The organism is Variovorax paradoxus (genome assembly GCF_000834655.1).
Classification (GTDB): domain Bacteria; phylum Pseudomonadota; class Gammaproteobacteria; order Burkholderiales; family Burkholderiaceae_C; genus Variovorax; species Variovorax paradoxus_F.
The window spans coordinates 34363-60551 of the sequence record NZ_JXQQ01000026.1 but is presented as its reverse complement, the minus strand read 5'-3'; the positions used below and the strand labels follow the sequence as shown (position 1 = coordinate 60551).

General features: G+C 69.4%; 24 protein-coding genes and 1 other RNA gene. 14 read left to right on the top strand and 11 right to left on the bottom strand.

The window, feature by feature from the left end:
* The first annotated feature begins 273 nt into the window (after positions 1 to 273).
* From pyrC to htpX, 4 genes are all read left to right on the top strand, one after another.
* Positions 274 to 1305 carry a dihydroorotase gene (gene pyrC / locus RT97_RS11840; RefSeq protein WP_042578979.1) on the top strand — a complete coding sequence of 344 codons (1032 nt, stop codon included), beginning with the start codon at positions 274 to 276 and terminating at the stop codon, positions 1303 to 1305.
* Positions 1302 to 2108, top strand: a complete 807-nt coding sequence (locus tag RT97_RS11835) for an NYN domain-containing protein (protein ID WP_042578978.1) — start codon at positions 1302 to 1304, stop codon at positions 2106 to 2108. Before pyrC ends, RT97_RS11835 begins: the two co-directional genes overlap by 4 nt.
* 4 nt (positions 2109 to 2112) lie before the next feature.
* Positions 2113 to 2838, top strand: coding sequence for a DUF3025 domain-containing protein (locus tag RT97_RS11830; protein ID WP_042578977.1), 726 nt, complete (start codon positions 2113 to 2115; stop codon positions 2836 to 2838).
* Between the two features lie 149 nt (positions 2839 to 2987).
* Complete coding sequence (htpX, locus tag RT97_RS11825) at positions 2988 to 3860, top strand: protease HtpX (RefSeq protein WP_042578976.1); 873 nt, start codon at positions 2988 to 2990, stop codon at positions 3858 to 3860.
* A 98-nt stretch (positions 3861 to 3958) separates the two neighbouring features.
* On the opposite strand, the gene RT97_RS11820 is transcribed toward htpX, so the two are convergent.
* From RT97_RS11820 to tehA, 6 genes are all read right to left on the bottom strand, one after another.
* On the bottom strand, positions 3959 to 4888 hold the full coding sequence (locus RT97_RS11820) for a ProQ/FinO family protein (RefSeq protein WP_042578975.1): 930 nt from the start codon (positions 4886 to 4888) through the stop codon (positions 3959 to 3961).
* Between the two features lie 63 nt (positions 4889 to 4951).
* Positions 4952 to 5575, bottom strand: coding sequence for a flavin reductase family protein (locus tag RT97_RS11815; protein ID WP_042578974.1), 624 nt, complete (start codon positions 5573 to 5575; stop codon positions 4952 to 4954).
* A 16-nt stretch (positions 5576 to 5591) separates the two neighbouring features.
* Positions 5592 to 6149: a VUT family protein gene (locus RT97_RS11810; RefSeq protein WP_042578973.1), complete on the bottom strand. Its 558-nt coding sequence runs from the start codon at positions 6147 to 6149 to the stop codon at positions 5592 to 5594.
* Positions 6149 to 7816, bottom strand: coding sequence for an NAD(P)/FAD-dependent oxidoreductase (locus RT97_RS11805; protein WP_042578972.1), 1668 nt, complete (start codon positions 7814 to 7816; stop codon positions 6149 to 6151). The genes RT97_RS11810 and RT97_RS11805 overlap by 1 nt, the downstream gene beginning before the upstream one ends.
* Before the next feature lie 84 nt (positions 7817 to 7900).
* On the bottom strand, positions 7901 to 8821 hold the full coding sequence (gene cysK / locus RT97_RS11800; protein WP_042578971.1) for a cysteine synthase A: 921 nt from the start codon (positions 8819 to 8821) through the stop codon (positions 7901 to 7903).
* 108 nt (positions 8822 to 8929) lie between these two features.
* Positions 8930 to 9898, bottom strand: a complete 969-nt coding sequence (gene tehA / locus RT97_RS11795; protein ID WP_042578970.1) for a dicarboxylate transporter/tellurite-resistance protein TehA — start codon at positions 9896 to 9898, stop codon at positions 8930 to 8932.
* A 98-nt stretch (positions 9899 to 9996) separates the two neighbouring features.
* On the opposite strand from tehA, the gene RT97_RS11790 reads away from it, so the two are divergent.
* On the top strand, positions 9997 to 10947 hold the full coding sequence (locus RT97_RS11790) for an AraC family transcriptional regulator (RefSeq protein WP_042578969.1): 951 nt from the start codon (positions 9997 to 9999) through the stop codon (positions 10945 to 10947).
* A 37-nt stretch (positions 10948 to 10984) separates the two neighbouring features.
* On the opposite strand, the gene hmpA is transcribed toward RT97_RS11790, so the two are convergent.
* Positions 10985 to 12169, bottom strand: a complete 1185-nt coding sequence (hmpA, locus tag RT97_RS11785) for an NO-inducible flavohemoprotein (protein WP_042578968.1) — start codon at positions 12167 to 12169, stop codon at positions 10985 to 10987.
* Positions 12170 to 12304: 135 nt separating this feature from the next.
* Here hmpA and norR point away from each other — a divergent pair, with 135 nt between their 5' ends.
* The 8 genes from norR to RT97_RS11750 all read left to right on the top strand — a co-directional run bounded on the left by norR (position 12305) and on the right by RT97_RS11750 (position 20889).
* Entirely contained in the window at positions 12305 to 13903 is a 1599-nt protein-coding gene (gene norR, locus RT97_RS11780; RefSeq protein WP_042578967.1) for a nitric oxide reductase transcriptional regulator NorR, read from the top strand.
* A 60-nt stretch (positions 13904 to 13963) separates the two neighbouring features.
* An RNA gene (gene rnpB / locus RT97_RS32100) (RNase P RNA component class A) lies at positions 13964 to 14323 on the top strand.
* A 167-nt stretch (positions 14324 to 14490) separates the two neighbouring features.
* On the top strand, positions 14491 to 14934 hold the full coding sequence (locus RT97_RS11775) for a MarR family winged helix-turn-helix transcriptional regulator (RefSeq protein ID WP_042578966.1): 444 nt from the start codon (positions 14491 to 14493) through the stop codon (positions 14932 to 14934).
* Positions 14935 to 17070 (top strand): FUSC family protein, encoded by a 2136-nt coding sequence (locus tag RT97_RS11770; protein ID WP_042578965.1) that lies wholly within the window; start codon positions 14935 to 14937, stop codon positions 17068 to 17070.
* Entirely contained in the window at positions 17067 to 17273 is a 207-nt protein-coding gene (locus RT97_RS11765; RefSeq protein WP_042578964.1) for a DUF1656 domain-containing protein, read from the top strand. The genes RT97_RS11770 and RT97_RS11765 overlap by 4 nt, the downstream gene beginning before the upstream one ends.
* Before the next feature lie 13 nt (positions 17274 to 17286).
* The gene (locus RT97_RS11760) at positions 17287 to 18210 is read left to right on the top strand and encodes an efflux RND transporter periplasmic adaptor subunit (RefSeq protein ID WP_042578963.1); all 924 of its coding nucleotides are present in this window, start codon (positions 17287 to 17289) and stop codon (positions 18208 to 18210) included.
* A gap of 4 nt (positions 18211 to 18214) precedes the next feature.
* On the top strand, positions 18215 to 19684 hold the full coding sequence (locus RT97_RS11755; RefSeq protein ID WP_042578962.1) for an efflux transporter outer membrane subunit: 1470 nt from the start codon (positions 18215 to 18217) through the stop codon (positions 19682 to 19684).
* A complete protein-coding gene (locus RT97_RS11750) occupies positions 19681 to 20889 on the top strand; it encodes a multidrug effflux MFS transporter (protein WP_042578961.1) in 1209 nt (402 codons plus the stop codon). The genes RT97_RS11755 and RT97_RS11750 overlap by 4 nt, the downstream gene beginning before the upstream one ends.
* A 4-nt stretch (positions 20890 to 20893) precedes the next feature.
* Here the strand turns inward: RT97_RS11750 and RT97_RS11745 are convergent, their stop codons facing one another.
* The 3 genes from RT97_RS11745 to RT97_RS11735 all read right to left on the bottom strand — a co-directional run bounded on the left by RT97_RS11745 (position 20894) and on the right by RT97_RS11735 (position 23979).
* On the bottom strand, positions 20894 to 21466 hold the full coding sequence (locus RT97_RS11745) for a hypothetical protein (RefSeq protein WP_042578960.1): 573 nt from the start codon (positions 21464 to 21466) through the stop codon (positions 20894 to 20896).
* A 99-nt stretch (positions 21467 to 21565) separates the two neighbouring features.
* Positions 21566 to 22288, bottom strand: coding sequence for an RNA pseudouridine synthase (locus tag RT97_RS11740; protein WP_042578959.1), 723 nt, complete (start codon positions 22286 to 22288; stop codon positions 21566 to 21568).
* Positions 22285 to 23979, bottom strand: a complete 1695-nt coding sequence (locus RT97_RS11735) for an MBL fold metallo-hydrolase (protein ID WP_042578958.1) — start codon at positions 23977 to 23979, stop codon at positions 22285 to 22287. Before RT97_RS11735 ends, RT97_RS11740 begins: the two co-directional genes overlap by 4 nt.
* 132 nt (positions 23980 to 24111) lie before the next feature.
* On the opposite strand from RT97_RS11735, the gene RT97_RS11730 reads away from it, so the two are divergent.
* On the top strand, positions 24112 to 25128 hold the full coding sequence (locus tag RT97_RS11730; protein WP_042578957.1) for a Bug family tripartite tricarboxylate transporter substrate binding protein: 1017 nt from the start codon (positions 24112 to 24114) through the stop codon (positions 25126 to 25128).
* A 172-nt stretch (positions 25129 to 25300) separates the two neighbouring features.
* On the opposite strand, the gene RT97_RS11725 is transcribed toward RT97_RS11730, so the two are convergent.
* Positions 25301 to 26131 carry a TorF family putative porin gene (locus RT97_RS11725; RefSeq protein ID WP_042578956.1) on the bottom strand — a complete coding sequence of 277 codons (831 nt, stop codon included), beginning with the start codon at positions 26129 to 26131 and terminating at the stop codon, positions 25301 to 25303.
* Between the last annotated feature and the right edge of the window lie 58 nt (positions 26132 to 26189).

The window sequence follows — 26189 nt, the reverse complement described above, 5'->3', positions numbered from 1 at the left end:
GTGCCGGCCCCGCATTACCCCGCAAGGAAGGCGCTCACTCTGGTTTCCAGAATGCAGCCGCTGCGCATCGAGAGTCGGCGTTGCCAGGGCGAGGGGCAGGAATCGATGACGACACCGAGCCAAGGCTCGCGCGGGGCCGCCGAACAAGGGTTCGCAGCTCGATGAATCACGCGAAGTGGCGCCAGCAGGTGCAGGAAGGCATCTGCCGGGTCTTGCTGCACCTGTAGCCCGATGCAAGGGCGCCCGGGGAGGCGGTGCGACAATTCCCGCGCCATGACAGACACCCTCACGATCACCCGCCCCGACGACTGGCACCTGCACGTGCGCGATGGCGCCGCGCTCGAAGCCGTCGTACCGCACAGCGCGCGCCAGTTCGGCCGCGCGCTGATCATGCCCAACCTGCGTCCCCCCGTGACCACCGCCGCCCAGGCCGTGGCCTACCGCGACCGCATCCTTGCCGCCGTGCCCGAAGGCAGCGCTTTCGAACCGGTGATGTCGCTCTACCTCACCGACAAGCTGCCGCCCGAGGAAATCGCCCTGGCCGCCGAAGCCGGCGTGCGCGCGCTCAAGCTCTACCCGGCCGGCGCCACCACCAACAGCGATGCCGGCGTGACCGACATCCGCAAGACCTACAAGACGCTCGAAGCCATGCAGAAGCACGGCCTCCTGCTGCTGGTGCACGGCGAGGTGACCGACCCGGCCATCGACCTGTTCGACCGCGAGGCCGTCTTCGTCGACCGCGTGATGATCCCGCTGCGCCGCGACTTCCCCGAGCTCAAGGTGGTGTTCGAGCACCTCACCACCAAAGAGGGCGCCCACTACGTGCGCGATGCCGACCGCTTCACGGCAGCCACCATCACCGCGCACCACCTGCTCTACAACCGCAACGCCATCTTCACCGGCGGCATCCGCCCGCATTACTACTGCCTGCCGGTGCTCAAGCGCGAGACGCACCGCGTGGCGCTGGTCGAGGCGGCCGCGAGCGGCAGCGACCGGTTCTTCCTGGGCACCGACAGCGCACCGCACCCCGCACACCTGAAGGAACACGCACTCGGCTGCGCCGGCTGCTACACCGCGCTCACCGCCATCGAGCTGTACGCCGAAGCCTTCGACAGCGTGAACGCGCTCGACAAGCTCGAAGGCTTCGCGAGCTTCCACGGTCCCGATTTCTATGGCCTGCCTCGGCACACCGACACCGTCACCTTGAAGCGCGAGACCTGGACCGTTCCGGAGACCGTGCCTTACGGCGACGCCACGCTCAAGCCGCTGCGCGGCGGCGAAACCATCAATTGGAAACTCGTATGACACCGACGCTGCGCGTGATGCTCCTGATCGACGCCGACAACGTCTCGGCCGACGTGATCGAGCAGGCCGTGCAGCGCACGATGGACGAGTACGGCGCCATCCATGTGCGCCGCGCGTACTGCAACGCCGAGATGGCGGTCAACCGCCAGGGGCTCTTCAAGCAACTCTCGGTGCGGCCGATGGTGAACCTCTCGGCCGGCAAGAACAGCACCGACATCGCGCTCGCGGTCGATGCGATCGACCTCGTGATCGCCGAGCGGCCCGACGTGGTGGTGCTGGTGTCCTCGGACTCCGACTTCGCGCCGCTCGTGAGCCGGTTGCGCGAAAAGGGCTGCCGCGTCTGCGGCATCGGCCAGCAGGGCAAGACGGGCGACGAGACGGTGGGCATCTACGACACCTTCATCGACCTCGCGCACCACAGCGCGAAGCCGGCTGCCCGCACCGCTGCGGCGAAAAAGGTCGCGGCGAAGGTGCCGGCCGCCAAGACCGCACGCGCCAAGAGCGCGACGGCGCCTGCCAAGAAGGCCGCGACGAAGACCGCCGCGCGCAAGACGACCCGCGCCGCCGTCGCCAAGCCCGCGCCCCGGCCGACCTCCGAGGCCGCCGAGTTCATCCTGCAGGCCGCGCCGGCCCTGCGCAGCGGCGCCGACGTGCCGCTCAACGACGTGGCGCAGGCCCTGCGCGCGGCTGGGCTGCTGGGCAAGCACGGCAGCTCGCTCAAGCTCTTCGACAAGCTCACCGCGGAATTCGCCGTGCTGCAGCACCCCGACCGCATCCGCTGGACGGGCGCTTCCGCGTCCTGACGCGATGCTGCCGGCGGTCGATTGGGCGCAGCCCTGGCTCGCGCCCTATCGTGCCCACGGCGAGGCGGCCGCGCGGGCCGCGAGCGGCACATCGGTCGCCCCGGCGCTCCAGGCCATCAAGCCGCCTTCGGCGCCTGATTTTGTGCACCAGGGCCATCTGCCCGCCGGCCAGGCCTACGAAGCGCACATCTTCCAGACCCGCACCGTGCCGACGCGCGACAACCTGCACGACTTCTTCAACGGCCTGGTCTGGCTCGCCTTTCCCGAGGCCAAGCGGCGCCTGAACGCGCTGCAGGCCGCCGAGATCGCCCGCACCGGCATCGGCGCCACGCGCGGCCCGCTGCGCGACGCGCTCACGCTGTTCGACGAGAACGGCGCGGTGCTCGATGCGCCGCCCGCACTGTGGGAGGCGCTGGTGGCACGCGACTGGCACGCGCTGTTCGTGACGCGGCGCGCCCTGTGGGCGGAGGCGCGGCTGCTCGTGTTCGGCCACGCGCTGCTCGAGAAGCTCGTCGTGCCCCGCAAGGCCGCGACGGCGCACGTGCTACTGCCGGACGCGGCGCGCTCGAACGCCCTCGACGATGCCGCCCTGGCGCAGCGCCTGGGCCCGGAATGGCTCGCGCGGAAGCCCTTCGTGCCGCTCCCCGTGCTGGGCGTACCGGGGTGGTGTGCCGAGAATGTGTCGACCGAGTACTACGACGATCCGAAGGTCTTCCGGCCCCGTCCGTAGAACTTTTGCTCCTATCATTGCTCTACCCGCAGCCGCCATGCCGGGGCCGCGTCAGTATCCAAACAACAAAGAAGCGCCCGCACACCGCATGGCTTGAAGAGGGCCCGCCGGCCCTCATCTGAGCGGCAGTTCCCCACGGAGAATTCAACTTGAAACGTATCCTTCTGTTCGTTTTGACCAATGTGATGGTCGTTGCAGTGCTCGGCATCGTCGCGAGCCTGCTCGGCGTCAACCGCTTCCTCACGGCCAATGGCCTGAACCTGACGGCGCTGCTCGGCTTTGCGCTCATCATGGGTTTCGGCGGCGCGTTCATCTCGCTGCTCATCAGCAAGCCGATGGCCAAGTGGACCGCAGGCCTGCGCATGATCGACAACCCCCAGTCGCCCGACGAGGCCTGGATCGTTGCCACCGTGCGCAAGTTCGCCGACAAGGCCGGCGTCGGTATGCCCGAGGTCGGGATCTTCGAGGGCGAGCCCAACGCTTTTGCCACCGGCGCCTTCAAGAATTCGTCGCTCGTGGCCGTGTCCACGGGCCTGCTGCAGAACATGACGCGCGAAGAGGTCGAGGCCGTCATCGGCCACGAGGTGGCGCACATCGCCAACGGCGACATGGTCACGATGACTCTGATCCAGGGCGTGATGAACACCTTCGTCGTGTTCCTCTCGCGCGTGATCGGCTATGCGGTCGACAGCTTCCTTCGCCGCGGCGACGACCGTTCGTCCGGCCCCGGGATCGGCTACTACGTGAGCACCATCGTGCTGGACATCGTGCTCGGCTTTGCCGCCGCGATGGTGGTGGCCTGGTTCTCGCGCCAGCGCGAGTTCCGCGCCGACGCCGGCGCCGCCGCGCTCATGGGCCAGAAGCAGCCGATGATGAACGCGCTCGCGCGCCTGGGCGGCCTGCCGGCCGGCGAACTGCCCAAGGCCGTGGAAGCCATGGGCATCACCGGCAGCATCGGCAAGCTGTTCGCGACGCACCCGCCGATCGAAGAGCGCATCGCCGCGCTGCAGAACGCGCGCTGATACCGACAGCGGCACTCTGCCGCCGGATGTAAAAAAAACCGCCAGCTTTGCGTGGCGGTTTTTTTATGGGCCGTTGCGGCCCAGGGGCGGCTGGCGTGTCAGTCGGCAGCGGGTTCGGTGGGCTCGACCGGTGCAGCCTCTTCTGCGACAGCCGGAGCCGGTACCCCAGCCGGAGCCGGAGCCTGCCGCTCGGCGCGCGCATGCTGCAGCGTGCGCGCGACCTCGCCCGGCTTCATGCCGTACATGTCGGCGAACTCCTGCTCGGTGCGGCCGCTGGCCTCGAAGGCGCGCAGCAGCGCCTCGCGCTTGGCGGCCTGCTGCGCGAGCTCGGCAAGGGCCTCGTCGACCACCGCGTTGTTGTTCGCGTCGCGCGAACGCACGAGCACGGCATAGGCCTCGCGATCGAGGCCCGAGGCTTCGATCGCCTTGGCGATGCGCGCCACGAGCTGCGGGCGCAGGTCTTCGCCGGGGTTGCGATGCAGGCGGCGGCGGTGCAGCTCGAGGATGGCGTGGTGCACATGCTCGGGCGCAACGGGGTCGAGCGCGTTGCCATCGAGGTCATGGCGCGCAAGGCCCGCGGCCACGCTTTCGAGGTAACGGGTGGAGCGCGCATGCTGGCCCATCGCGATCTTCAGGTCTTCGGCCTTGAAGTCTTCCGGATGGCGCGCGATCAGCTCTTCGTACACGCCGAGTTTGAGCGGCACGAAGCGGGCGCCGAAGAGCTGCGGGTACAGCTCGAACAGGCGCTCGAGCACCGGGTTGACCTTGCGCGGCGCGCGCTGGGGTTGCTGCTGCGCCTGCGGCTTGCGGGCCTGCTGTCGAGGCTGCTGACCTTGCCCTTGTGGGCGCGGCTTCTTCTCGCGTGGCGGGCGCTGTTGTTGCTGCTGCGGTTGTTGCTGTTCCGCGGACGCTTCGGCGCCCGCGTCTGTGCCGCTCTTCAGCTGTTGCAGCTGCTCGGCGAGGTCCGGGCGCTGGCGCCGTGCGTTGCGCGCGTTCGTGTTCGGGGCGGCGGTGGATGCGTCGGTCATACGTGGGATCGGCGGGTGGGCGCGATGGATGAAAAGAGGAACAACAGAAAACCGGTTTTGCGCTCAGCGCGGCCGGAACATCCTGAACATATTGTCGGGGCTGATCTCGAAATAATCGGCCGGACCGCCGCCGCGCAGGATGGGCTGCGCCGCCGCGGTGTCGTAGATGCCGTTCTTGAGCAGGTGGCGCGCGATGTGCACGCCCACCACTTCGCCGAGCACGAGCCAGGTCTGCACCGGCACGCCGTCGACGCCTTCGAGCTGGATCAGTTGCGTGAGTCGGCATTCGAACGACACGGGGCTCTCTGCCACGCGCGGCACCGCGATCTGCTTCGAGGCGACGGGCGTGAGGCCGGCGAGCTCGAACTCGTTCACCTCGGGCGGCACGGCCGCGCACGACTGGTTCATGCGCTCGGCCAGCGGTCGCGTGGCGAGATTCCAGCCGAACTCGCGCGTCTGGCGGATGTTGTGCAGGCTGTCCTTCGCGCCGATGCTCGCGAAGCCGACGATCGGCGGCGTGTAGTTGAAGGCGTTGAAAAAGCTGTAGGGCGCGAGATTGAGCACGCCGTTCTCGTCCTGCGACGAGATCCAGCCGATGGGGCGCGGGCCGACCATCGCGTTGAACGGATCGTGCGGCAGGCCGTGGCCCTTGGCCGGCTCGTAGAAGTGGAAGTCGTCGCTGGACATCGTGGGTCTTTTTGGATCAATGGCTCAGGGCCGACGTGCGCGCGGCCTGCCGCCCGATCAGCAGCCGGAACGGCAGCAGCATCAGCACGCCCACGCCCAGCTTCACCGCGAGGTCGCCCGCGGCCCAGGTGAGCCAGGGTCCGTCGGTGCCCGCGAAGGCGATGCCCCAGAACACGATGCTGTCGAGCACCGCCGCGATCACGGTGGCCACCAGCGGCGCACGCCACCAGAGGCCGCGGCGCAGGCTGTCGAACACGCGGATGTCGAGCAGCTGCGAGGCGATGAAGGCCAGGCCCGAGGCCAGCGCGATGCGCATCGGCGCGAGCGCGAGCGAAGCGGCAATGGCCACCGCGAAACCGACCCATGCCACGCGGCGCGCCATGCCGGGGCCGAAGCGCCGGTTGACCAGGTCGCTCACCAGGTACGCCACCGGGTAGGTGAAGGCGCCCCAGGTGAGCCAGTCGTTGAGGGCGAACTGCACCAGGATGTTGGAGGCCAGCACCACCGCGGCCATGGCCAGCGTGGCAACCGCGAACTGGCCGGCCGTGGGGCGAGCGAAGGACAAGGCGTGCATCAGACCTTCGCCGTGCGTTCGCGTTCGGCCGCGGCGAGCACGTTGCGCGCCACCGCCTCGGCCACCTTGATGCCATCGACGCCCGCCGAGAGGATGCCGCCCGCGTAGCTCGCGCCTTCGCCGGCGGGGTAGAGGCCCCGCACGTTGAGGCTCTGGAAATCGTCGCCGCGCGTGATGCGGATCGGTGACGAGGTGCGCGTTTCCACGCCGGTGAGTACCGCGTCGTGCGTATCGAAGCCCTTGATCTTGCGGCCGAAGGCCGGGAAGGCCTCGCGCATCGCCTCGATGGCGTAGGCGGGCAGGGCCTCGCGCAGGTCGGTGGGCGTCACGCCCGGTTTGTACGAGGGCGTCACGCTGCCGAGCGCCGCCGAGGGCTTGCCGGCCACGAAGTCGCCGACCAGTTGCCCCGGTGCGTGGTAGTTGCTGCCGCCGAGCACGTAGGCGTTCGATTCGAGTTCGCGCTGCAGCGCGATGCCTGCGAGCGCATCGCCGGGAGCATCGGATTCCCATCCTGGGAAATCCTTCGGATCGATGCCCACCACGATGCCCGCATTGGCGTTGCGCTCGTTGCGCGAATACTGGCTCATGCCGTTGGTGACCACGCGGCCCGGCTCGCTGGTGGCCGCGACCACCGTGCCGCCCGGGCACATGCAGAAGCTGTAGACCGAGCGGCCATTGCTCGCGTGGTGCACCAGCTTGTAGTCGGCCGCACCAAGCAGCGGATGGCCCGCATGGCGGCCCCAACGTGCGCGGTCGATGAGGCCCTGCGGATGCTCGACGCGAAAACCGATCGAGAAAGGCTTGGCCTCGATGTACACGCCGCGGGCGTGCAGCATCGCGAAGGTGTCGCGCGAGCTGTGGCCCAGGGCCATCACGACGAGGTCGGTGCGCAGCTCGCTGCTTTCGCCGGTGGTCTGGTCGAGCACCGTGAGGCCGCGCAGCTGCCCGTCTTCGATGTGCACGTCGGTCACGCGCTGCTCGAAGCGGATCTCGCCGCCGAGCGCGACGATCTGCTCGCGGATGTTCTCCACCACCTTCACCAGCTTGAAGGTGCCGATGTGCGGATGCGCGACATAAAGGATTTCGGGCGGCGCGCCGGCCTTCACGAACTCTTCCATCACCTTGCGGCCGAGGAAGCGCGGGTCCTTGATCTGGCTGTAGAGCTTGCCGTCGGAGAAAGTGCCGGCGCCGCCTTCGCCGAACTGCACGTTCGACTCGGGGTTCAGCACGCTCTTGCGCCACAGGCCCCAGGTGTCGCGGGTGCGCTGGCGCACGGTCTTGCCGCGCTCGAGCACGATGGGCCTGAAGCCCATCTTAGCGAGCATCAGCGCCGCGAAGATGCCGCAGGGGCCGAAGCCGATGACCACGGGGCGGCTCGTGCCCTCGGGTGCGTTGGCCGGCGGCGTGTAGCGCATGTCGGGCGCGGGCTGGATGTGCGGATGCGCTGCGTGCTTCGCGAGCAACGTGGCCTCGAGCTTCGCGTCGGCCAGCTGCACGTCGCAGATGTAGACCGTGAGCAGGTCGACCTTGCGCGCATCGAAGCTGCGCTTGAAGACGGTGTGGGAGGCGATCGCTTCGAGCGGGACGTCCAGCGTCCGGGCGATCAGTGTGGCCAGCGCTTCAGGCGCGTGGTCGAGCGGGAGTTTGAGTTCGGAGATTCTCAGCATGGCGGTGGCTTGTGTTTATCAAGCAGACCGCGGATTTTACGCGCCGGGGCGCTATGAAAGAGATAGCTGGCGTGGCACCGGAATTCAGGCGGGAAGGAAGCCCTCGACCGAGAGGTACCGCTCGCCCGTGTCGTAGTTGAAGCCCAGCACCACCGCATCGGGCGCGAGCGAAGGCAGCTTCTGCGCGATGGCCGCGAGCGTGGCGCCCGACGAGATGCCCACGAGGATGCCTTCCTCCTGCGCGCAGCGGCGGGCCATTTCGCGGGCCGGCTCGGCATCGACCTGCAGCACGCCGTCGAGCAGCGAGGTGTCGAGGTTCTTCGGGATGAAGCCCGCGCCGATGCCCTGGATCGGGTGCGGCGACGGCGCGCCGCCCGAGATGACCGGCGAGGCCACCGGCTCCACCGCGAACACCTGCAGCTTGGGCCACTTCTTCTTGAGCACCCGGGCCACGCCCGTGATGTGGCCGCCCGTGCCCACGCCGGTGATGATCACGTCGATGCCGTCGGGAAAGTCGGCCGCAATTTCCTCGGCCGTGGTGCGCACGTGCACCTCGACGTTGGCGGGGTTGTTGAACTGCTGCGGCATCCACGCGCCCGGCGTGCCGGCCACGATTTCCTCGGCGCGGGCGATGGAGGCCTTCATGCCGCCGGCGCGCGGCGTGAGGTCGAAGGTGGCGCCGTATGCCAGCATGAGGCGGCGGCGTTCGATCGACATGCTGTCGGGCATCACCAGGATCAGCTTGTAGCCCTTGACCGCCGCCACCATCGCCAGGCCGATGCCGGTGTTGCCCGAGGTGGGCTCGACGATGGTGCCGCCGGGCTTGAGGGCGCCGGACTTCTCGGCGTCCTCCACCATCGACAGCGCGATGCGGTCCTTGATCGAGCCGCCGGGGTTGGCGCGCTCCGACTTGATCCACACCTGCTGCTTCGCATTGCCGAACAGCCGGTTGATGCGGATGTGCGGTGTGTTGCCGATGGTCTGGAGGATGTTCTGGGCCTTCATGGAATCTCCTTGGGAATGCGGTTGTTCGGGCGGACAGCGCGCATTGTGGCGCGCTCCGGGTCGCGCTGCACCCCCGCCCGCCCCCCGAGAGACCGGCCCGCAACCGCTTCAGCGCGAGGGTGTTGCAGCAGGCAACAACCGGCCCTGCACCAGCAGCGCGATCGTCCGGAGCGCCAGGTATCCGATGATCGCGTTGGCCGCCACGAAGGCCACCGGCGCGACCCATTCGACCGGCCCCGTGGCGCCGGCCGCGACCAGGCGCATGGCCAGGGTGGGGAGCGCCGCCACGCCGAAGGTGAAGCCCCAGTACGACGGGGTGAACGGCTGCTTGGCGATCCACGGCAGGAGGCGAAGGAGCAGCAGCGCCTGGAACAGGCCGTAGCCCAGCAGCACCTGCGCGAAAAGGTCGGGCGCGCCGTGGTTCAGGCTCATGTACGTGACGCCGCCCACCACCGGCGGCGCGAGCTGGATGCCCAGCACGGGGCGCAGCGCCTCGGGCAGCGGCGAATGCGTCGCTGCGCGGCCGAGGATCAGCGATTCGATGGCCAGCCACGAGAACAGGCCTGCGCCGAAGAACCACATGCCCAGTTGCGGCCAGCCGAAGGCCGCCGCGGCCGCGCCTGCCACGAAGTTCTGCCCGACCGCCGGCAGGTAGAACGCGGGCGTGACGAGCTCGGGCGCGAGCCCGCCCTGCCATGTGCGCCCATAGAGCCAGAGGCCAAGCACGAGCGACGCGGCAATAGAAACAGCGAACACGGTCAGCGCGACCGTCCGCGCGTAGGGCATCAGCGCCATCGCCGCGAGCATGCTGGACAGCGGGACCAGCGCCGCGAACGACGACTGCACCGGGTGGTTCATCTCGGCGCGCGCGGCGTCGGCGTGGCGCAGCCACTTGTGCGCGTAGAGCGCCAGCAGCCCGAGCCATACCGCGAGGCCGCTCCAGGTCGCGACCACGGCGATGTCCTGCGGCAGATGCCAGAGCGGCACCGCGACGCGCCAGGCATTGCCCAGCGCCAGCGCACCGACGGCAATGCCGAAATAGGAAACGGGAATGGGGGCACGCTCCGAGGAGGTCATTCTGTTCACCTGAAGGGAGGATCGGTGAATGAATTCTGGGCGCCCGGGGTAAGATTTTGAATGCTCTCCCAACGCTTTGAATTGCTCCATCGTCTCAAATGACTGCCTACGCCGATTCCCTGAGCGAACTCGTCGACTGGCTCGGCCTGCGCGGGCGAATGGACCTGCGCTGCCTGTTCGGCGAAGACTGGGCGGCGCCCCACGAGGCCATCGGCCCGTGGCGTGCGCCCTTTCACATCGTGCTGCGCGGGCGCTGCGAACTCTGGCTGCCCGGGAGCCGCACGCTGGTCCCGCTGGAGGAGGGCAGTCTCGTCGTCCTGCCGCGCGGGTCGGCGCATGTGCTGCGCACGGCAGGGCTGCAAGGCGAGGGCCGCGCGATCCGGCTGCGAAAGGGCGAGCTGATCGATCTGAAGACCAACCTCCGGCGCCCCGAGAAAGCGGACACCGACATCCTCTGCGGCGAATTCGAGTTCCCCGGCCGGCGGCGCAGCGTGCTGCTGGAGGCGCTGCCCGAACCCCTGGTGATCGCCTTCGCAGACCACCCCGGATTCGCCCGGCTCGAAGGGCTGGTGCGGTTCATGGCGGAAGAGATCGCGCAGCAGCGCGCGGGAGCTGCGGCCATCGTGGCGCAGCTGTCGGGCACGCTCTTCACGCTGGCGGTGCGCGCGCACCTGGAGGCGCGGCCCGAGCTCACCGGTGTGCTCGGCCTCATGGCCAGCCCGCGCATGGCGCCCGGCCTGCAGGCGATGCTGGCGCAGCCCGAGGAGCCCTGGACCGTGGCCTCGCTGGCCGCGCGCTGCCATCTTTCTCGCGCCACCTTCGCGCGCGAATTCACGCGGCGCGTGGGCACCGGGCCGCTCGAATTCCTGACGACGCTGCGCATGGAACTGGCCTCGCGCCTGCTCGCGCATGGCGGGCAGGACACGGCCAGCATCGGGGAGGCGGTCGGCTATCGCTCGGAGGCGGCTTTCAACCGCGCCTTTGCGCGGCACGCGGGCGTCACGCCGGGGCGGTTCCGGCGCGCGGGCGTCGGCACCACGGACGGATGAAGCGCAGGTTCATCCGTGCGCCCGGGTTTTCCTGCCCTCAGGCTTCCAGTGCTTCCAGCGGACCGAAGAACTCGTAGCGAAGCTGTTGCTTGGGTACGCCGAGTGCAAGGCCGTTGGCATACACCGCCTTCATGAAGGGCTTCGGGCCGAGAAAGTACAGGTCGACGTCGCGGTCCGCCGGCAGCAGGCCGGCCAGCAGCTCGCGGGTGACGAAGCCGGTCGCATGCGGCCGGTCGGTGTCGCGCGGGGCGTCGTACACATAGAGCGGCTTCACGTTGGCATGCCGCTGCGCGAGCGCGTCCACGCGGGCGCGGAACGCATGCGCACCGCCGTGCCGGGCCGCGTGGACGAAGTGCACCGGCCGGCCCGTGTGCGCCATCGATTCGAGCATGCTCATGGCGGGCGTGATGCCCACGCCGCCCGTCACCAGCACCAGCGGGCGCGCCTGCCCGCTCGCGGGCTGCAGCACGAAATCCCCGCACGGTGCCTGCACCTGCAGCCGCGTACCGATCGCGGCGGTCCGGTGCAGCCAGTTCGATGCGCGGCCGCCTTCTTCCTTCTTCACGCTGATGCGGTACCACGGCTTGCCCGGCGCGTCGGACAGCGAGTAGTTGCGCCGCACCGGCTGGCCGTCGATGTCCAGCACCAGCGTGAGGTACTGCCCCGGCGAGAAGGCCAGCAGCGCGCCGCCGTCCACCGGCTCCAGGTAGAACGAGGTGATGACTTCGCTTTCGTCTTCGCGCCGCGCAACCCGGAATTCGCGCGTTCCCCGCCATCCTCCGGTTTGCGCCGCATTGGCGCTGTAGACCTTTTCTTCGGCGCCGATGAGGAGGGCCGCCAGCGATTCGTAGGCCTCGCCCCATGCGGCGATCACCTCGTCGGTCGCGGCATCGCCGAGCACATCCTTGACGGCGCGCAGCAAGTAGGTGCCGACGATCGGATAGTGCTCCGGCAGCACGCCCAGCGCCGCGTGCTTCTGGATGATCCGCGGCAGCGCGCCGGCGATTTCGTCCAGCCGGTCGATGTGCTCGCCGTAGGCGATGACCGCGCCCGCCAGCGCGCGGGCCTGGGTGCCCGCGGCCTGGTGCGCCTCGTTGAAGAAGGCCTTCACCTGCGGATGGCCCTCGAACATGATCCGGTAGAAGTGGCTGGTGATGGCCTCGCCGTGGGCCTTGAGCGCGGGCACGGTGGACTTGACGATGGCGATGGTTTGCGGATTCATGTCTTGCATTCCTGCGGTTGGAGATGCCTTTGACTTCTCACGATCCGTGCCAGCCGAAAATCCTCTGCAAGTGCTTGATGGGATTGGGGATTTCCTAGGCGTGGTCAAATTCGCAACAAATTCCATGTTGTATTCATGACCACAATCCGTGTCGATTCGACCACCGAGGCTTCGTCGCCAGCGCCCGAACCCGAGGCTGCCCGCTACCGATCGCTTCTCGCCGCGGCGCGCGGACTGGTCCGCTGCGATGCCGCCGCGCTGCTGCAGCTGGACGTCGATGTGCTCAAGCCCGTCGCGGTCGACGGCTTGAGCGACGAAGCCCTCGGGCGTCAGTTTCCCGTCGCCTCCCATCCGCGTTTTGCGCGCCTGCTCGGCAGCGAACGGGGCCTGCGTTTCGCCCACGATTGCAACCTGCCCGACCCGTACGACGGCCTCGTCGCCGGCCAGCCGGGCATCCTGCCGGTGCACGACTGCATGGGCGCACCGGTGCGGCTGCGCGGTGCCGTCTGGGGCTTGCTGACGCTGGACGCACTGGAGCCGCACGCGTTCGATGCGGTGAGCCCGGCGCAACTGGAGGCCTTGATCGCCCTCGTGGAGACCGGCATCGAGGCCGCCCACACGATCCGCGAGGTGGAGGCCCGCGCGATGCGGGAGCAAGCCGTCGCGCACGCCTTGCGCGCAGGACGCGGCGCTCCCCGCGAGTTGCTGGGAAGCAGCCCGGCGATGAAGCAGCTGTGCAACGAGATCGACACGGTCGCCGTCTCCGACCTCACCGTGCTGCTGCTCGGCGAAACCGGCGTCGGCAAGGACCTGGTCGCGCAGCGGCTGCATGCGCGCTCGCGGCGCAGCGACCAGCCGCTCGTGCAGGTCAATTGCGCGGCGATGCCCGAGACGCTGGCCGACAGCGAACTCTTCGGCCACAAGCGCGGCGCATTCACCGGTGCCGTGCAGGACCGGGACGGCAAGTTCGAGATCGCCGATGGCGGCACGCTTTTCCTGGACGAGGTCGGGGAGCTGCCGCTGAGCGTGCAGGCCAAGCTGCTGCGCGTGCTGCAAAGCGGCGAGGTGCAGCGGCCGGGCAGCGACCGCATGCGCAAGGTCGATGTCCGCGTGATCGCGGCCACCAATCGCGACCTGCCAGGCGCGATCGCCCAGGGGCGCTTTCGCGCCGATCTCTATCACCGGCTGTCGGTCTACCCGCTCGTCGTGGCGCCGCTGCGCGAACGCGGGCGCGACGTGCTCGTGCTCGCGGGCGGTTTTCTCGAGGAGAACCAGCATCGGCTGGGCGCGCGCAACCTGCGGCTCTCCCCGGCGTCGAAAGCGGCCATGCTGGCGCACAGCTGGCCGGGCAACGTGCGCGAGCTCGAGCATGTGATCAGCCGCGCATCGCTCCGGGCTTTCAGGGAGCAGCCGCGCGGTTCACGCTGGACGGCCATCGAACCGCGCCACCTGGCGTTGGAGAACGCCGCCGCGGGAAATAGCCCTGCCGCATCTCCTGCGGTGGAGGCTGTGCGGGCGCTTGCGAGCGAACTCACGGGGCGTGTGGCCGGGGGCGGCACGCTGCGCGAGGCAACCGAGGCATTCCAGCGGGCATGGCTCTCGGATGTCCTGGCTCGCAACGGCGGCCGCGTGGCCAGCGCCGCGCGCGAAGCCGGCATCGACCGCAGCAACTTTCACCGGGCGTTGCGCAAGCTTGGCCTGTCGCAGGCCGGCGACCCCGACGCGACCGATTGACGTCCGGCTCGCGGCATCGTCTGAAGGGCCCTCGGCGCGCCGGGCGATAATCCGCCTCGTGAAGCACGCCAGACCGCCGCTGGTGCAAGCCCGAAAGGGACGCTCTGCCTTCGGGCATCGTGTCGAAAGACCGCACTGGAGGAACGTCCGGACTGCACAGGACAGCGCAGGAGTTAACGACTCTCCACCGTGAGGTGAGGATCAGAGCAACAGAGACGAGCCGATTCAGTTCGGGTGAAACGGGCAATCTCTGCGCGCAGCAACACCAAGTAGGCCAGTATCGAGGTGGTTCCGCTGAGCTGGCGGGTAGGTGGCATCGAGCCGTTTGGCGACAAACGGCCCAGAGTAATGGCGGTCACGCCGAGGGCTTCGCAAGAGGCCTTCGGTGCACAGAATCCGGCTTATCGGCGGGCTTCACACTTTTCTTCTTTCCCCGTTTTTCTTTTCCCGGTTTTCCGGCGCCCAAGGCGGGCGCCAGCGTGGGCGCTGCACGGATCAGTAGTTACCCGTATAATCGATAGCAAGCTAACTAATTGCTATCCGCCGTGCCCACCTCCACAACCACACAGACCCGCGAACACGCGCTCATGCACCTGGGCATGTCGCTGTCCACGCTGCAGCGTGCCTATCGCGCAGCGGCCGACAAGGCCGTCGCACACGTGGGCGTGTCGCAGACGCTCGCCTGGCCGATCGTGATGATCGGGCGCATGGGCGACGGCATGCGCCAGGGCGTGCTGGCCGAGGTGCTGGGCATCGAAGGGCCGTCGCTGGTGCGCTCGGTCGATCAACTGGTCGAGGCGGGCTTCGTGCAGCGCCTGGAAGACCCGGCCGATCGCCGCGCCAAGACGCTGCATCTCACACCGACGGGCGTGACCGCCTGCGCAACCATCGAGGCCGCGTTGAGCCAGATGCGCGGCACGCTGTTCGAAGGCATCGGCGACGACGACATCGCCGCCTGCCTGCGCGTCTTCGCCACGCTCCAGGAGCGCCTCGGCCGCAATGCCCCGGCAACGCAGGAAGGACGCAAGTAAATGGCCGCGCTCCGCCTGCCGCGCTTCAGCCGCGCGGAGCTTCTGTTCTCCGGCAAGAGCTTCGCCGCCGCGATGCTCGCGATGTACCTGGCCAGCCGCGCGGGCCTGCCGCGTCCGTTCTGGGCCTTGATGACCACCTACGTCGTGGCCCATCCGCTGGCCGGCGCAGTGCGCTCCAAGGCGGTGTACCGCTTCGTCGGCACGCTGATCGGCAGCACGGCGACGGTGCTGCTCGTGCCCGCGCTCTCCAACGCGCCCGAGCTCCTGACGCTGGTGCTCGCGCTCTGGGTCGGCATGTGCCTGTGCATCTCGCTCTTCGACCGCACGCCGCGCTCCTATGTCTTCATGCTCGCGGGCTACACGGCGGCGCTGATCGGCTTTCCGTCGGTGCAGACGCCGCTGGTGCTGTTCGACACCGCCGTCGCGCGCGTCGAAGAGATCGGCCTCGGCATCTTCTGCGCGACGCTGGTCCATAGCCTCGTGCTGCCCACGGGCCTTGTGCCCACGGTGCTGGGCCTGCTCGACCGCACGCTGACCGACGCGCGCAAATGGCTCGGCGACCTGCTGCAGCCGGCCGGCCGCAAGAACGCTGCCGAGCCCAGGCGCCTGGATGACGATCGCCGCCGCCTCGCGGGCGACATCACGCAGCTGCGCCTGCTCTCCACCCACGTGCCCTTCGACACCACGCACCTGCGCTGGACGGCCGGCGCGATCCGCGCGATGCAGGACCGCGTCGCCGCGCTCACGCCCGCGCTCTCGGCCGTCGAAGACCGGCTGCTTGCGCTCGAACAGGCCGAAGGCGCGCTCGCACCCGACGTCGCCGCCGTGCTCGCGCAGGCTGCGCAATGGCTGCGCGAAGAAGCCGAACCCGCGAGCGGCGGCACCTCGCGCGCAGAGCGCCTGCAAGGCCTGCGCCACGCGATCGACGCACTGAGCGCCACACGGCAAGCCGACGCCGGCGCACAACCCTCTGCCTGGGGCCGCGCCCTGCGCATCGGCCTCGCGGGCCGCCTCGAAGAACTGGTCGACGGCTGGACCGCCTGCGCCCAGTTGCGCCTGGACATCGACGAAGGCCTCAAGGGCGCCGCACCGCTGCGCCGCACCGCCGCGCTCGGCAGCCGCGCATTGCACCGCGACTACGGCATGGCGCTGCTTTCCGCGCTCGCGGCCGTCATCGCCATCTGCCTGTGCGGCGCGTTCTGGATACTCACGGGCTGGACCATGGGCTCGGCCGCCACCATGATGGCTGCGGTCTTCTGCTGCTTCTTCGCGACCATGGACGACCCGGTGCCGGCGATCCACGGTTTCCTCAAGTGGACGCTGTGGTCCATTCCGATCTCCGCGGTCTACGTGCTGGTGCTCATGCCCACGGTGCAGGACTTCGGCATGCTGGTGGCGATATGCGCGCCGCTCTTCCTGCTGCTGGGTCTCTACCTGCCGCGGCCGACGCACTTCATGCCCGCGATGGCGATGATCTTCGGCGTGGCCGGCACGCTCGCCATGCACGACACCGCCAGCGCCGACCTCGTGAGCTTCATCAACAGCATGATCGGCCAGGTCGTCGGCGTGGTGGTCGCGGCGCGCGTCACGCGGCTCGTGCGCTCGGTGGGCGCGGACTGGAGCGCGCGACGCATCCAGCGCGCGACCTGGCGCGAGCTCGGGGAGATGGCGGCGTCGTCGCACCCGCAATACGCGCAGGGCGATGCCTACGCGGTGCGCATGCTCGACCGCATCGGCCTGCTCGCGCCGCGCATCGCGCAGGCCGGAGGCACCGTCGAGGGCGTGGCAGCCGACGACGCGCTGCGCGACCTGCGCATGGGCGCCGACATCGCCGTGCTGCAGCGCGTGCGCGCGCAGTTGCCGCTGGCCACCTCGGCCGCGCTCCTGGGCGGCATCGCGCGCTTCTTCCGCCAGCGCGGCGAAGGCCGCATGACGCCGCGGCCGCAGGGCCTCCTGCCGCAGATCGACCAGGCGCTCGACGCGGTGCTCGCCGCGCGCGACACCTCCGCGGCGTCGCGCTCCGCCGTCACCGCACTGGTGGGCCTGCGCCGCAACCTGTTTCCCGACGCGCCGCCGACGCTGGCGGCGGTCCCTTCCGCAGTCTCTCCTGCAGTTGTTCAAGGAGCTTCCGCATGATCGGCGAAGCCAGTTTCTACGGCCTCTACGTGCCCTGGCTCATGGTGCTCGCCGCCGGCGCGCTGCTCGCGCTCTGGGGCGTGCGCCGGCTGCTCGCGGCCACCGGCCTCTACCGCTGGGTGTGGCACCCGGCGCTGTTCGACATGGCGCTCTACCTGCTGCTGCTCTATGCGCTGAGCCGCCTCACTTCACACCTTCAATGACGACGAGATTCCCATGACAACCAGTTCAACCGCAGACAACCCCCGGGCGCAGCGCCTGGTGCGCGTCCTCCTCACCGTGGCCGTGGTGGCCGCGGCCGTCTGGGCCGGCTTCCGGCTCTGGGACCACTACGAGCTCGCGCCGTGGACGCGCGACGGCCGCGTGCGCGCCAACGTGGTCCAGATCGCGCCCGACGTCTCGGGCCTGGTCACCGCCGTGCCGATCCGGGACAACCAGCCGGTCGCCGCCGGCACGCTGCTCTTCGAAGTGGACCGCGCACGCTACGACCTTGCCGTGCGCCAGGCGCAGGCCGCTCTCTCCGCGCAGCGCGCCATGAGTGCGCAGGTGCAGCGCGAGAACGCGCGCAACGCGGGCCTGGACGAACTCGTCTCCAAGGAGTCGCGCGAACAGACGCGCTCGCGCGTCGAGCAGATGCAGGCCGCCGTCGCGCAGGCCGAGGTGGCGCTCGACTCGGCGCGCCTGAACCTGCAGCGCGCCCAGGTGCGTGCGCCCGCCGCCGGCCTCGTCACCAACCTCGACCTGCGCCAGGGCAGTTACGCCGCGGCCGGCCGGCCGGTGCTCGCGCTGGTCGATGCGCAGTCGTTCTACGTCGAAGGCTATTTCGAAGAGACGAAGCTGCCGCGCATCCACCTGGGCGACCGCGTGCGCGTCACGCCGATGGGCGGCGGCGCGGTGCTCGAAGGCGCGGTCGACAGCGTGGCCGCCGGCATCGCCGACCGCGACCGCTCCACCAGCGCGAACCTGCTGCCCAGCGTGAACCCGACCTTCAACTGGGTGCGGCTCGCGCAGCGCATTCCGGTGCGTGTGAAGCTCGATCCACTGCCCGAAGGCGCGCGGCTCGTGGCGGGCCAGACCGTGACCGTGCAGGTGCTGGATCGCGTCGCCGCCCGCAGTGCTGCCGCGCCGCAGAAGGGATGACGCCATGACCCGCTTCGCTTTTCGCATGGCCTCATTGGCGGTCGCCGCAGGGCTCGCTGCGTGCGCGGCGGTCGGGCCCGACTACAAGCAACCCGCCGATGCACTCGCCAGCCAGCCCGCTGCCGCAAAGCCTTTCGCCGAGGCGCCCGCGAATGCCGCGCCGCTGCCCCCGCACTGGTGGCGCCTGTACCACGACCCGCTGCTCGACAAGCTCGTCGCGCAGGCTCTCGCGCACAACACCGACCTGCGGCAGGCCGTGGCCAACCTCGAGCACGAGCGCGCCATCGAATCCGAAGTGGCCGGCGCCGAACGCCCCACGCTGGGCGTGAGCGGCGGCCCGTCCTTCGGCCACGTGTCGGGCCTCTCGCTGCTGCAAAAGGGCTATGAGCCGCCGAGCCGCTTCAACTACAGCGCGGGCGCATCGCTGTCCTACCAGGTCGACCTGTTCGGCCAGATCCGCCGCAGCATCGAAGCGGCCGGCGCCAGCACCGAAGCCGCCGCCGCCGCACTCGATCTCGTGCGCGTGAACGTCGCTGCCGGCACCGCCCGCGCCTACGCCGAGGCTTGCTCGACGGGCCTGCGCCTCGAGATCGCACAGAAGTCGATCGCACTTCAGCAAGATGCGGTGAACGTGACCGACCGCCTGCAACGCGCAGGCCGTGCCGGCGCGATCGACGCGGGCCGCGCACGCGCGCAGCTGCAGCAGTTGAACGCCACCGTGCCGCCGCTGAAGGCCGAGCGCCAGGGCGCGCTCTACCGCCTGGCCACGCTCACCGGCGCACTGCCGCAGGACTTTCCGCGTGAAGTGGCCGACTGCACCGTGCCCCCGCGCGTGACCGGCATGCTGCCCGTGGGCGATGGCGCGGCACTGCTGCGCCGCCGCCCCGACATCCGCCAGGCCGAGCGCAGCCTCGCCGCATCGACCGCGCGCATCGGCGTGGCCACGGCCGATCTCTATCCGAAGGTCACGCTCGGCCTCTCGGCTTCGTCGGCCGGCCCGGCCGCCGACTTCGGCCGCAAGGACACCATGAGCTGGAGCATGGGCCCGCTGATCTCCTGGACCATTCCCAACACCGGCATCGCGCAGGCCCGCATCGCCGAGGCCGAAGCCGGCACGCGCGGCGCGCTCGCCAGGTTCGACGGCACCGTGCTCACCGCGCTGCGCGAAACCGAAACCGCGCTCGGCACCTACGCCCGCGAACTCGACCGCCGCGCCGCCCTGCAGGCCTCGCGCGACGAGAGCGCCAAGGTCGCGGCGCAGGCCCGCCAGCTCTACCAGAACGGCCGCACCGGCTACCTCGACGCGCTCGATGCCGAACGCTCGCTCGCGGCAAGCGACGCGGCGCTGGCCGCCAGCCAGGCGCAACTGGCCGACGACCAGGTGGTGCTGTTCATGGCGCTCGGCGGCGGCTGGGAGCCCGACGCATCCGGTGCCGTGGCGCTCGAAGGAAGCACGGCGACCGTCAAGCAATGACCGCAACCAAAACGCCGTCGCCACGCGTGCACGCGCCGCTCTGGCTGCTCGCGCTGGTCACCTTCAGCGGCACGCTGGCCATGCACATCTTCGTGCCCGCCTTGCCGATCGCCGCCAAGAACCTGGGCGCCGGCATGGGCGCGATGCAGATGACGGTGAGCCTCTACATCTTCGGCCTCGCGGTGGGGCAGCTGCTGTACGGGCCGATGGCCGACCGCTTCGGCCGGCGCCCCGTGCTGCTGTTCGGGCTGGGCCTCTACTCGGCGGCGGGGCTCGTCGCCGCGCTCGCGCCCGACGTGCATTCGCTCATCACGGCGCGGCTCTTCCAGGCCATCGGCGGCTGCGCCGGCCTCGTGCTGGGCCGCAGCATCGTGCGCGACACGGCCGGGCCGCAGGAGGCCACGCGGCGCCTTGCGCTCATGAACCTCATGGTTACCGTCGGCCCGAGCATCGCGCCGCTGGTGGGCGGTGCGCTCGCCACCGCGCTCGGCTGGCGCTCGATCTTCTACGCGCTCTTCGCCCTCGGCATCGTCGGGCTGCTCTTCACCTGGCGCCTCTTGCCCGAGACCGGCACGCCGGGCGCGCGGCTCGATGCATCGGCGCTCGCGCGCAACTACGGCCAGCTACTGCGCTCGCCCGCGTTCCTCGGCTTCTCGATCGGCGGCGGCTGCGCGACCACCTCGATGTACGCCTTCATCGCGTCCGCCCCGTTCATCTTCGTGGACCAGCTGCATCGGCCGGCGCACGAGGCGGGCATCTACCTCGCGATTTTGGTGTCGGGCGTGTGGCTCGGCAGCTTCCTCACGAGCCACCTGATCCAGCGCGTGCGCGTGGACCGCCTCATGATCCGCTCGAACGCGCTCAGCGTGCTCGCGGCCTTCGTGCTGCTGGGCGGGGTGCTGTCGGGGCACCTGTCGGTGGCGCTGGCGGTGGGCACCATGTTCCTCTTCACCGTCGGCGCGGGCATGGCCTCGCCGGCGGCGCTCACGCAGGCGATCAGCGTCAACCCGCAGGTGATCGGCTCGGCCTCGGGCCTCTATGGTGCAACGCAGATGGCGGTGGGCGCGCTGTGCACGGCGCTGGCCGGCATGGGCCACCAGAATCCGGCGCTGGCCGCGGCGCTCGTGCTGGCCGCGGCGGGCATCGTGGCGCAGCTGTCGTTCGCGGTGGCGCTGCGCAGCCAGAAGCAGGCTGCCGCAGCCTGAACGCTCAGCGCGTGAACAGCCAGCCGCCCTTGGGCTGGCGCATCAGCTCATGGCGGCGGATCGAGTGCTCCTCGCCGTCGTCGCCCACGTAGACCACCTCGAAGCGCAGCAGCTTCGGCGACACCATCTTCCAGTTCTGGATGCGCTTGACGGTCACGCAGGCCGTTTTGTCGTGGTACTGCATCTGCAGCATCGGGCCGCCCTGGAAGCCCGTGCCGTCGAACAGCCGCCCCGGCGCCGCGAAGGGGTTGAGCACCGCGCCGTTGCGCGCGGTGATGCAGCCCTCGGTGCGCACGAACGACTCGATGGTGGGCGCCGCGCCGCGCACCACCTTGGTCACGGCCGGGCTGGGCGTCTTGCCGCCGATGGCTTCGCGGATGCGCTCGACCTGCTCGCCGGTGATCGGCGCCAGGCCTTCCCTGGACACCACCGCGGGCAGCGGGGCGGGCGATGCGGGTGCCGCGCCGGGCGCGGGCGACGGCTGCAGCGAGGCGAAGAAGCTGCAGCCCGCAAGCAGTGCCAGCGGCAGGGTCGAGGCCAATGCGGCGGCCGTGGTTCTGGTTCTTTCGAAGTTCATGGTTCGGGTCTCCCTCCGGCGGCCGAAGCCGCTTGCTGAAATTGCAGGCCGCGCGCGCGAAGCATGCGGCGCGCCGTTCTCACTTATTTTTTTCTTCGATCAAAAGCGTTCGTGGGGCGCCAGGTAGCGCCACTGGCCGGGCTGCAGCCCCGCGAGCGGCACGCGCCCGATGCGAATGCGCCGCATCGCGACGATGGTCAGGCCCATCTGGTCGCACAGGTGCGCGATCTGCCCGGGCCGCGCGCCCTTGAGCGCGAAGCGCAGGCCCGTCTGCTTGCCGTCCTCGGCCTGCCGTCCGATGCTCACGCGCGCGGGCGAACGCTCGAAGCGCGCGAGCACTTCGGGGCCCACCGTGCCGGCCACGTCGACCATCACCTCGTGCTCGAGGATGCCCGCGTCTTCCTGCAGCTTGCGCTCGATGCGGAACTCCTGCGTATAGGCCACCAGGCCGCTCGCGCCGGTCTCCAGCGGCGTCATGCAGTGCTGCCCCTTCACGTGCGCGGGCAGGAAGCGCTGGCCGGCCCGCTCGGGCTCGTGGTGGTTCGCGGCCGCCAGCAGCTTGAAGGCGTTGTCGGTCGGCATGCCGGCCGGCTTGTAGAGCAGCATCGTGACGGGGACGATGGGTTCGGGTTTGGCGCCGGCGGCGATCTCGACCTGCTGGTGCGCCTGCACGCGCGACTGCGGCAGCAGCGCGGGCACGCCATCCACGCGCACCGCGCCGTTCTCGATCAACAGCTCGGCCTCGCGCCGCGACACACCCGCGAGGGCGGCCACGCGCTTGGCCAGGCGAATGCCTTCGTCTTCCGTGGAGTTCCTGTTCATCGCGTGCCAGCCTGCTGTTGCTGCTGCTGGATGCGCGCCACGTGCGCCGCCAGCGAGCGCGCGGCCACCGGCCACATGCGCTCGGGCACGTCGTCGTAGGCGAGCGGCAGCCATTGCTCGGGCGTGCCTTCGGGCAGCCTCTGCATGGCGGCGGCGATCTTGGCCTCGCGCTTGAGGCGGTGCGCCTTCAGCTGCGCGATGGCGTTGCGCGCAAAGCCGATCACGTAGCCGTGGGCCGGCAGGATGAACTCGACGCCGCCGGTCGCGCACGCCACGTCGAGCGTGTCGAGCGAGTCGAGGTAGGCGGTCATGTCGCCATCGGGCGGATCGATCACCGTCGTGCTGCCGTTCAGGATGTGGTCGCCCGAGAAGAGCAGACCGTCTTCTTCGAGCATCAGGCACAGGTGGTTGGCTGCGTGGCCGGGCGTGTGGATCACGCGCAGCGTGTGGCCGACGGGTTCGCCCGCGGCGGTGGTGCCGGTGAGCGCGAGGCGCTCGCCGTTTTCCAGCGAGCGCTCGGGCGTGAATCGCGCCGTGGCGCGCGCGGTCGGCGCCGAGGGCAGGCCGAGGATCGGCGGCTTGTTGGTCTTGCACAGCGCCTGCAGCGGCGCGGCGCCCGGCGAATGGTCGGCATGCGAGTGCGTGCAGACGATCATGCGGATGTCGCCGCGCGTGATGCGCCAGAGGCGGCCGATGTGATCGAAGTCGTTCGGGCCCGGATCGATCACCAGGTAGCCCGTGTCCGCGTCGCCCACGATGTAGGTGTTGGTGCCCGGGCCGGTCATGGCGCTCGGGTTGGGCGCGGTGAGGCGCTGCACGTTCTTCAGGAGCGCCACCGGCTGCTCGCTCTGCCAGTCGAGCGCGTGCACCACCTGGCCGTCGGGGCACACCAGCGCGAGCTCGCCGTAGGGCGAATCGCTTTCCATGTAGCGCACGTCCTCGCCCTTGAGGAGACCGGCGCGCGGGCAGCTGGTCCAGAGCGGCGCTTCTGCGGTTCCGCCGTTGCCGCCGGGTGCGCAGGCCGCGAGCACCGCATCGACCGTTGCATAGGCGGCCATGCGCTGCAGCGTGCGCACGGTCGGGAAGATCATGAAGAAGTTGCCCGCCGCATGGCGCGCGAGTGCATCGGCCGGGCGCACCCAGCTGGGTTCGAACTGTTCGCTCTCGTCGGCCGTGGGCACCTGGCCCTCGGGCATGCGTGCGACGAGAAAGGGCACGTCGAAGCGCTTGGGCAGGTCGCGGTCGGTGATCCAGTGCGCGAAGGTGAACACCTGGTCCGATGCGAGCACCAGCCCGCGTGCCGCGCACTGGTCGGCGAAGCCCGTGCCCGCGGTGGCGTCGCGGTCCATCGCGGCGATGTCTTCGGCGAGCACCGGGCGGCCGTCGGCGTGGTGCGCGAGCAGCACGCCCAATTCTTCGAAAGCCTCGCGGATCGCCGCGATGGCCTGGGTGCGCTGTGCGCGGCTCTGGGTCGCGCGGCGGGTGGCGATGCGCTTGGCGGCTTCGTCGGCCGCGTCGATGTGGCCACCGGGGAAAACATAGGCGCCGGGCGCGAAGCTCGCGGTCGCCGAGCGGCGGGTCATCAGCACCTCGATGCCGGCGGGCGTGTCGCGCAGCAGCAGCACGGTGGCGGCGGCGCGCACGGGCGCGGGCTCGCGTGCGGGGTGGATCAGTTGGGAGGGGCGGACCATGGGGTGATTATGTGGAGCGGGTGCGGTGCACGTGTGTCGCGGTGCATAAGCTCATGGGGAAACGGGCATGAGCCGCGCGCCACAATCCACTTTTTGCACCGTCTTTACCGTCAGTCTCGTAGAAAGACAGTCATGGCCCATTCTCCGTCCTCTCCTTTCACCTCGTTTTCACGCCGCTCGCTGCTCCTGGCTGCGGCCCTCTGCGCCGCGGCATCGCCGGCCGCCTTTGCCCAGCAGGACTGGCCGCAGCAGCCCGTCACGCTGATCATGGGCTTTCCGGCCGGCTCGGGCGTCGACGTGGTCGCCCGCACCATCCAGGAGCCGTTGTCCAAGCAACTGGGGCGCCCGGTCATCATCGATTACCGCTCGGGCGCCGCCGGCAACATCGCCAGCGAATACGTGGCGCATGCCAAACCCGATGGCTACACGCTCTCGTTCGGCACCGCCGCCACGCACGGCAGCAACGCCGCGCTCTACAAGAAATTGCCTTTCGACGTGGAGACCGACTTCGTTCCGGTGGCGCCGGTGCTCGACGTGTCGAACGTGCTCACCATCAATTCGAGCGTGATCGACGTGAAGACCTTGAAGGAGTTCGTCGATCTCGTCAAGGCCAACCCCGGCAAGTACAACTATGCGTCTACAGGCAACGGCGCGGGCACGCACATGGCGTTTGCCGAATTCAATTCGCGCCTCGGGCTGAACATGGTGCACGTGCCCTACAAGGGCGGTCCCGAGGCCATCACCTCGGTGGTGCGCGGGGAGACCTGCTGCATCATGAACCAGGTGCAGACGGTGCTGCCGCACTACAAGGCGGGCAAGGTGCGCCTGCTGGGCGTGACCACGGCCGCGCCGGTGGCGGCCGTGAAAGAGGTGCCCACCATCGCCTCCAGCGGCGTGCCGGGCACCAAGGGCTTCGACAGCTCGATCTGGTTCGGCATCTTCGCGCCCAAGGGCACGGATGCGCAGATCGTCGAGAAGCTCAACGCCGCGGTGAAGGCGGTGCTCGAGCAGCCTGACATCCGCGAGAAGTTCGAGGCGCAGGGGAACACCATCCGCATCGAGTCGCCTGCGCAGTTCAAGAAGACCGTGCACGAGAACCGCGTGAAGTGGGCCGAGGTCGCCAAGGCTGCGAACATCAGCATCGATTGATGCGGGCGGGTTGCGTTCGCGGCGCGTGCGCAGGCCGCCGGGTACTCCCCTCCGCGAATGTCCCCCGGCCTTCGGCCTCCTCCTTGATTTCGCTGCGGGGAGCACCCGACGCCCTGCGCACAGGGGTACGCGGTCGGCGTGCAGCGATCGACGAGTGCCCTGACCGCTGGGTCTACAGCGTCTTCGTCAGCGTGACGATGAAGCGCGCCTTGTTGGGCGAGTAGGTCGTCCGGCCGAAAGTGCCGAAGCCGAAGTCCACGCCGGGGTTGCTCACCGCGGTGTACGCGCTCTTCTTGTTCGCACCCTGCACCGAGCCGGCCAGCGAGAGGCCGTTGCCGAAGTCATAAGAAGCGCCCACGTTGTAGTCGACGTAGTTCCTGTAGCCGAGGCTCCGGATGTCGCTCGACATGTTCGTGTAGCCCACGGCCGCCTTCAGCGTGAGCTTGGGCACGATCTCCTTGCTGTAGGCCAGGTTCAGGTAGCCGGTGTTGGTGCCCTTCAGGCCCGAGCCGGCCTTGTTGCCGGCGTAGCCGAAGTAGTCCTTCGACACCGTGTGCGAGTACTTGAGCGTGAACGAGCCGATCGCCTCGTTCGTGTAGCCGGCGCTGCCGTAGAGCTCGGTCGTGTTGCCCGACGAGTTGCCTGGGTAGACGTAGGTGAGCGCACCCACGTCCAGGTCGAGCGGGCCGGCCTTGAATTTGTAGCCGCCGTAGAAGTCGCTCTCCAGGCTGTTGCCCTTGAGCCAGTTGACGCTCGAATTCCAGTTGCCCACGTAGAAGCCGCTTTCGCCGAAGGCGTAGTCCAGGCCGCCCTGGATGGCGGGCTTGAAGCCGCTGGTCTTGGCGTAGTCGTTGCGGCCCAGCATGTCCTGGTCCTGTCCGCGGAACTTGTAGTTGCTGGTGAATGCGACGTTGCCGGTGAGTTGCGCGCTCGCGAGCATCGGCAGGGCGGCGAGGGTGGGAAGAACGAGCATCGGCAGGGCGATGCGCAGAAGGTTTTTCATCGAGAAATCGCTAACGGATGGAGGAGCCGGCAGCGTAGGAGAAGGCGTCTAAAAGCCG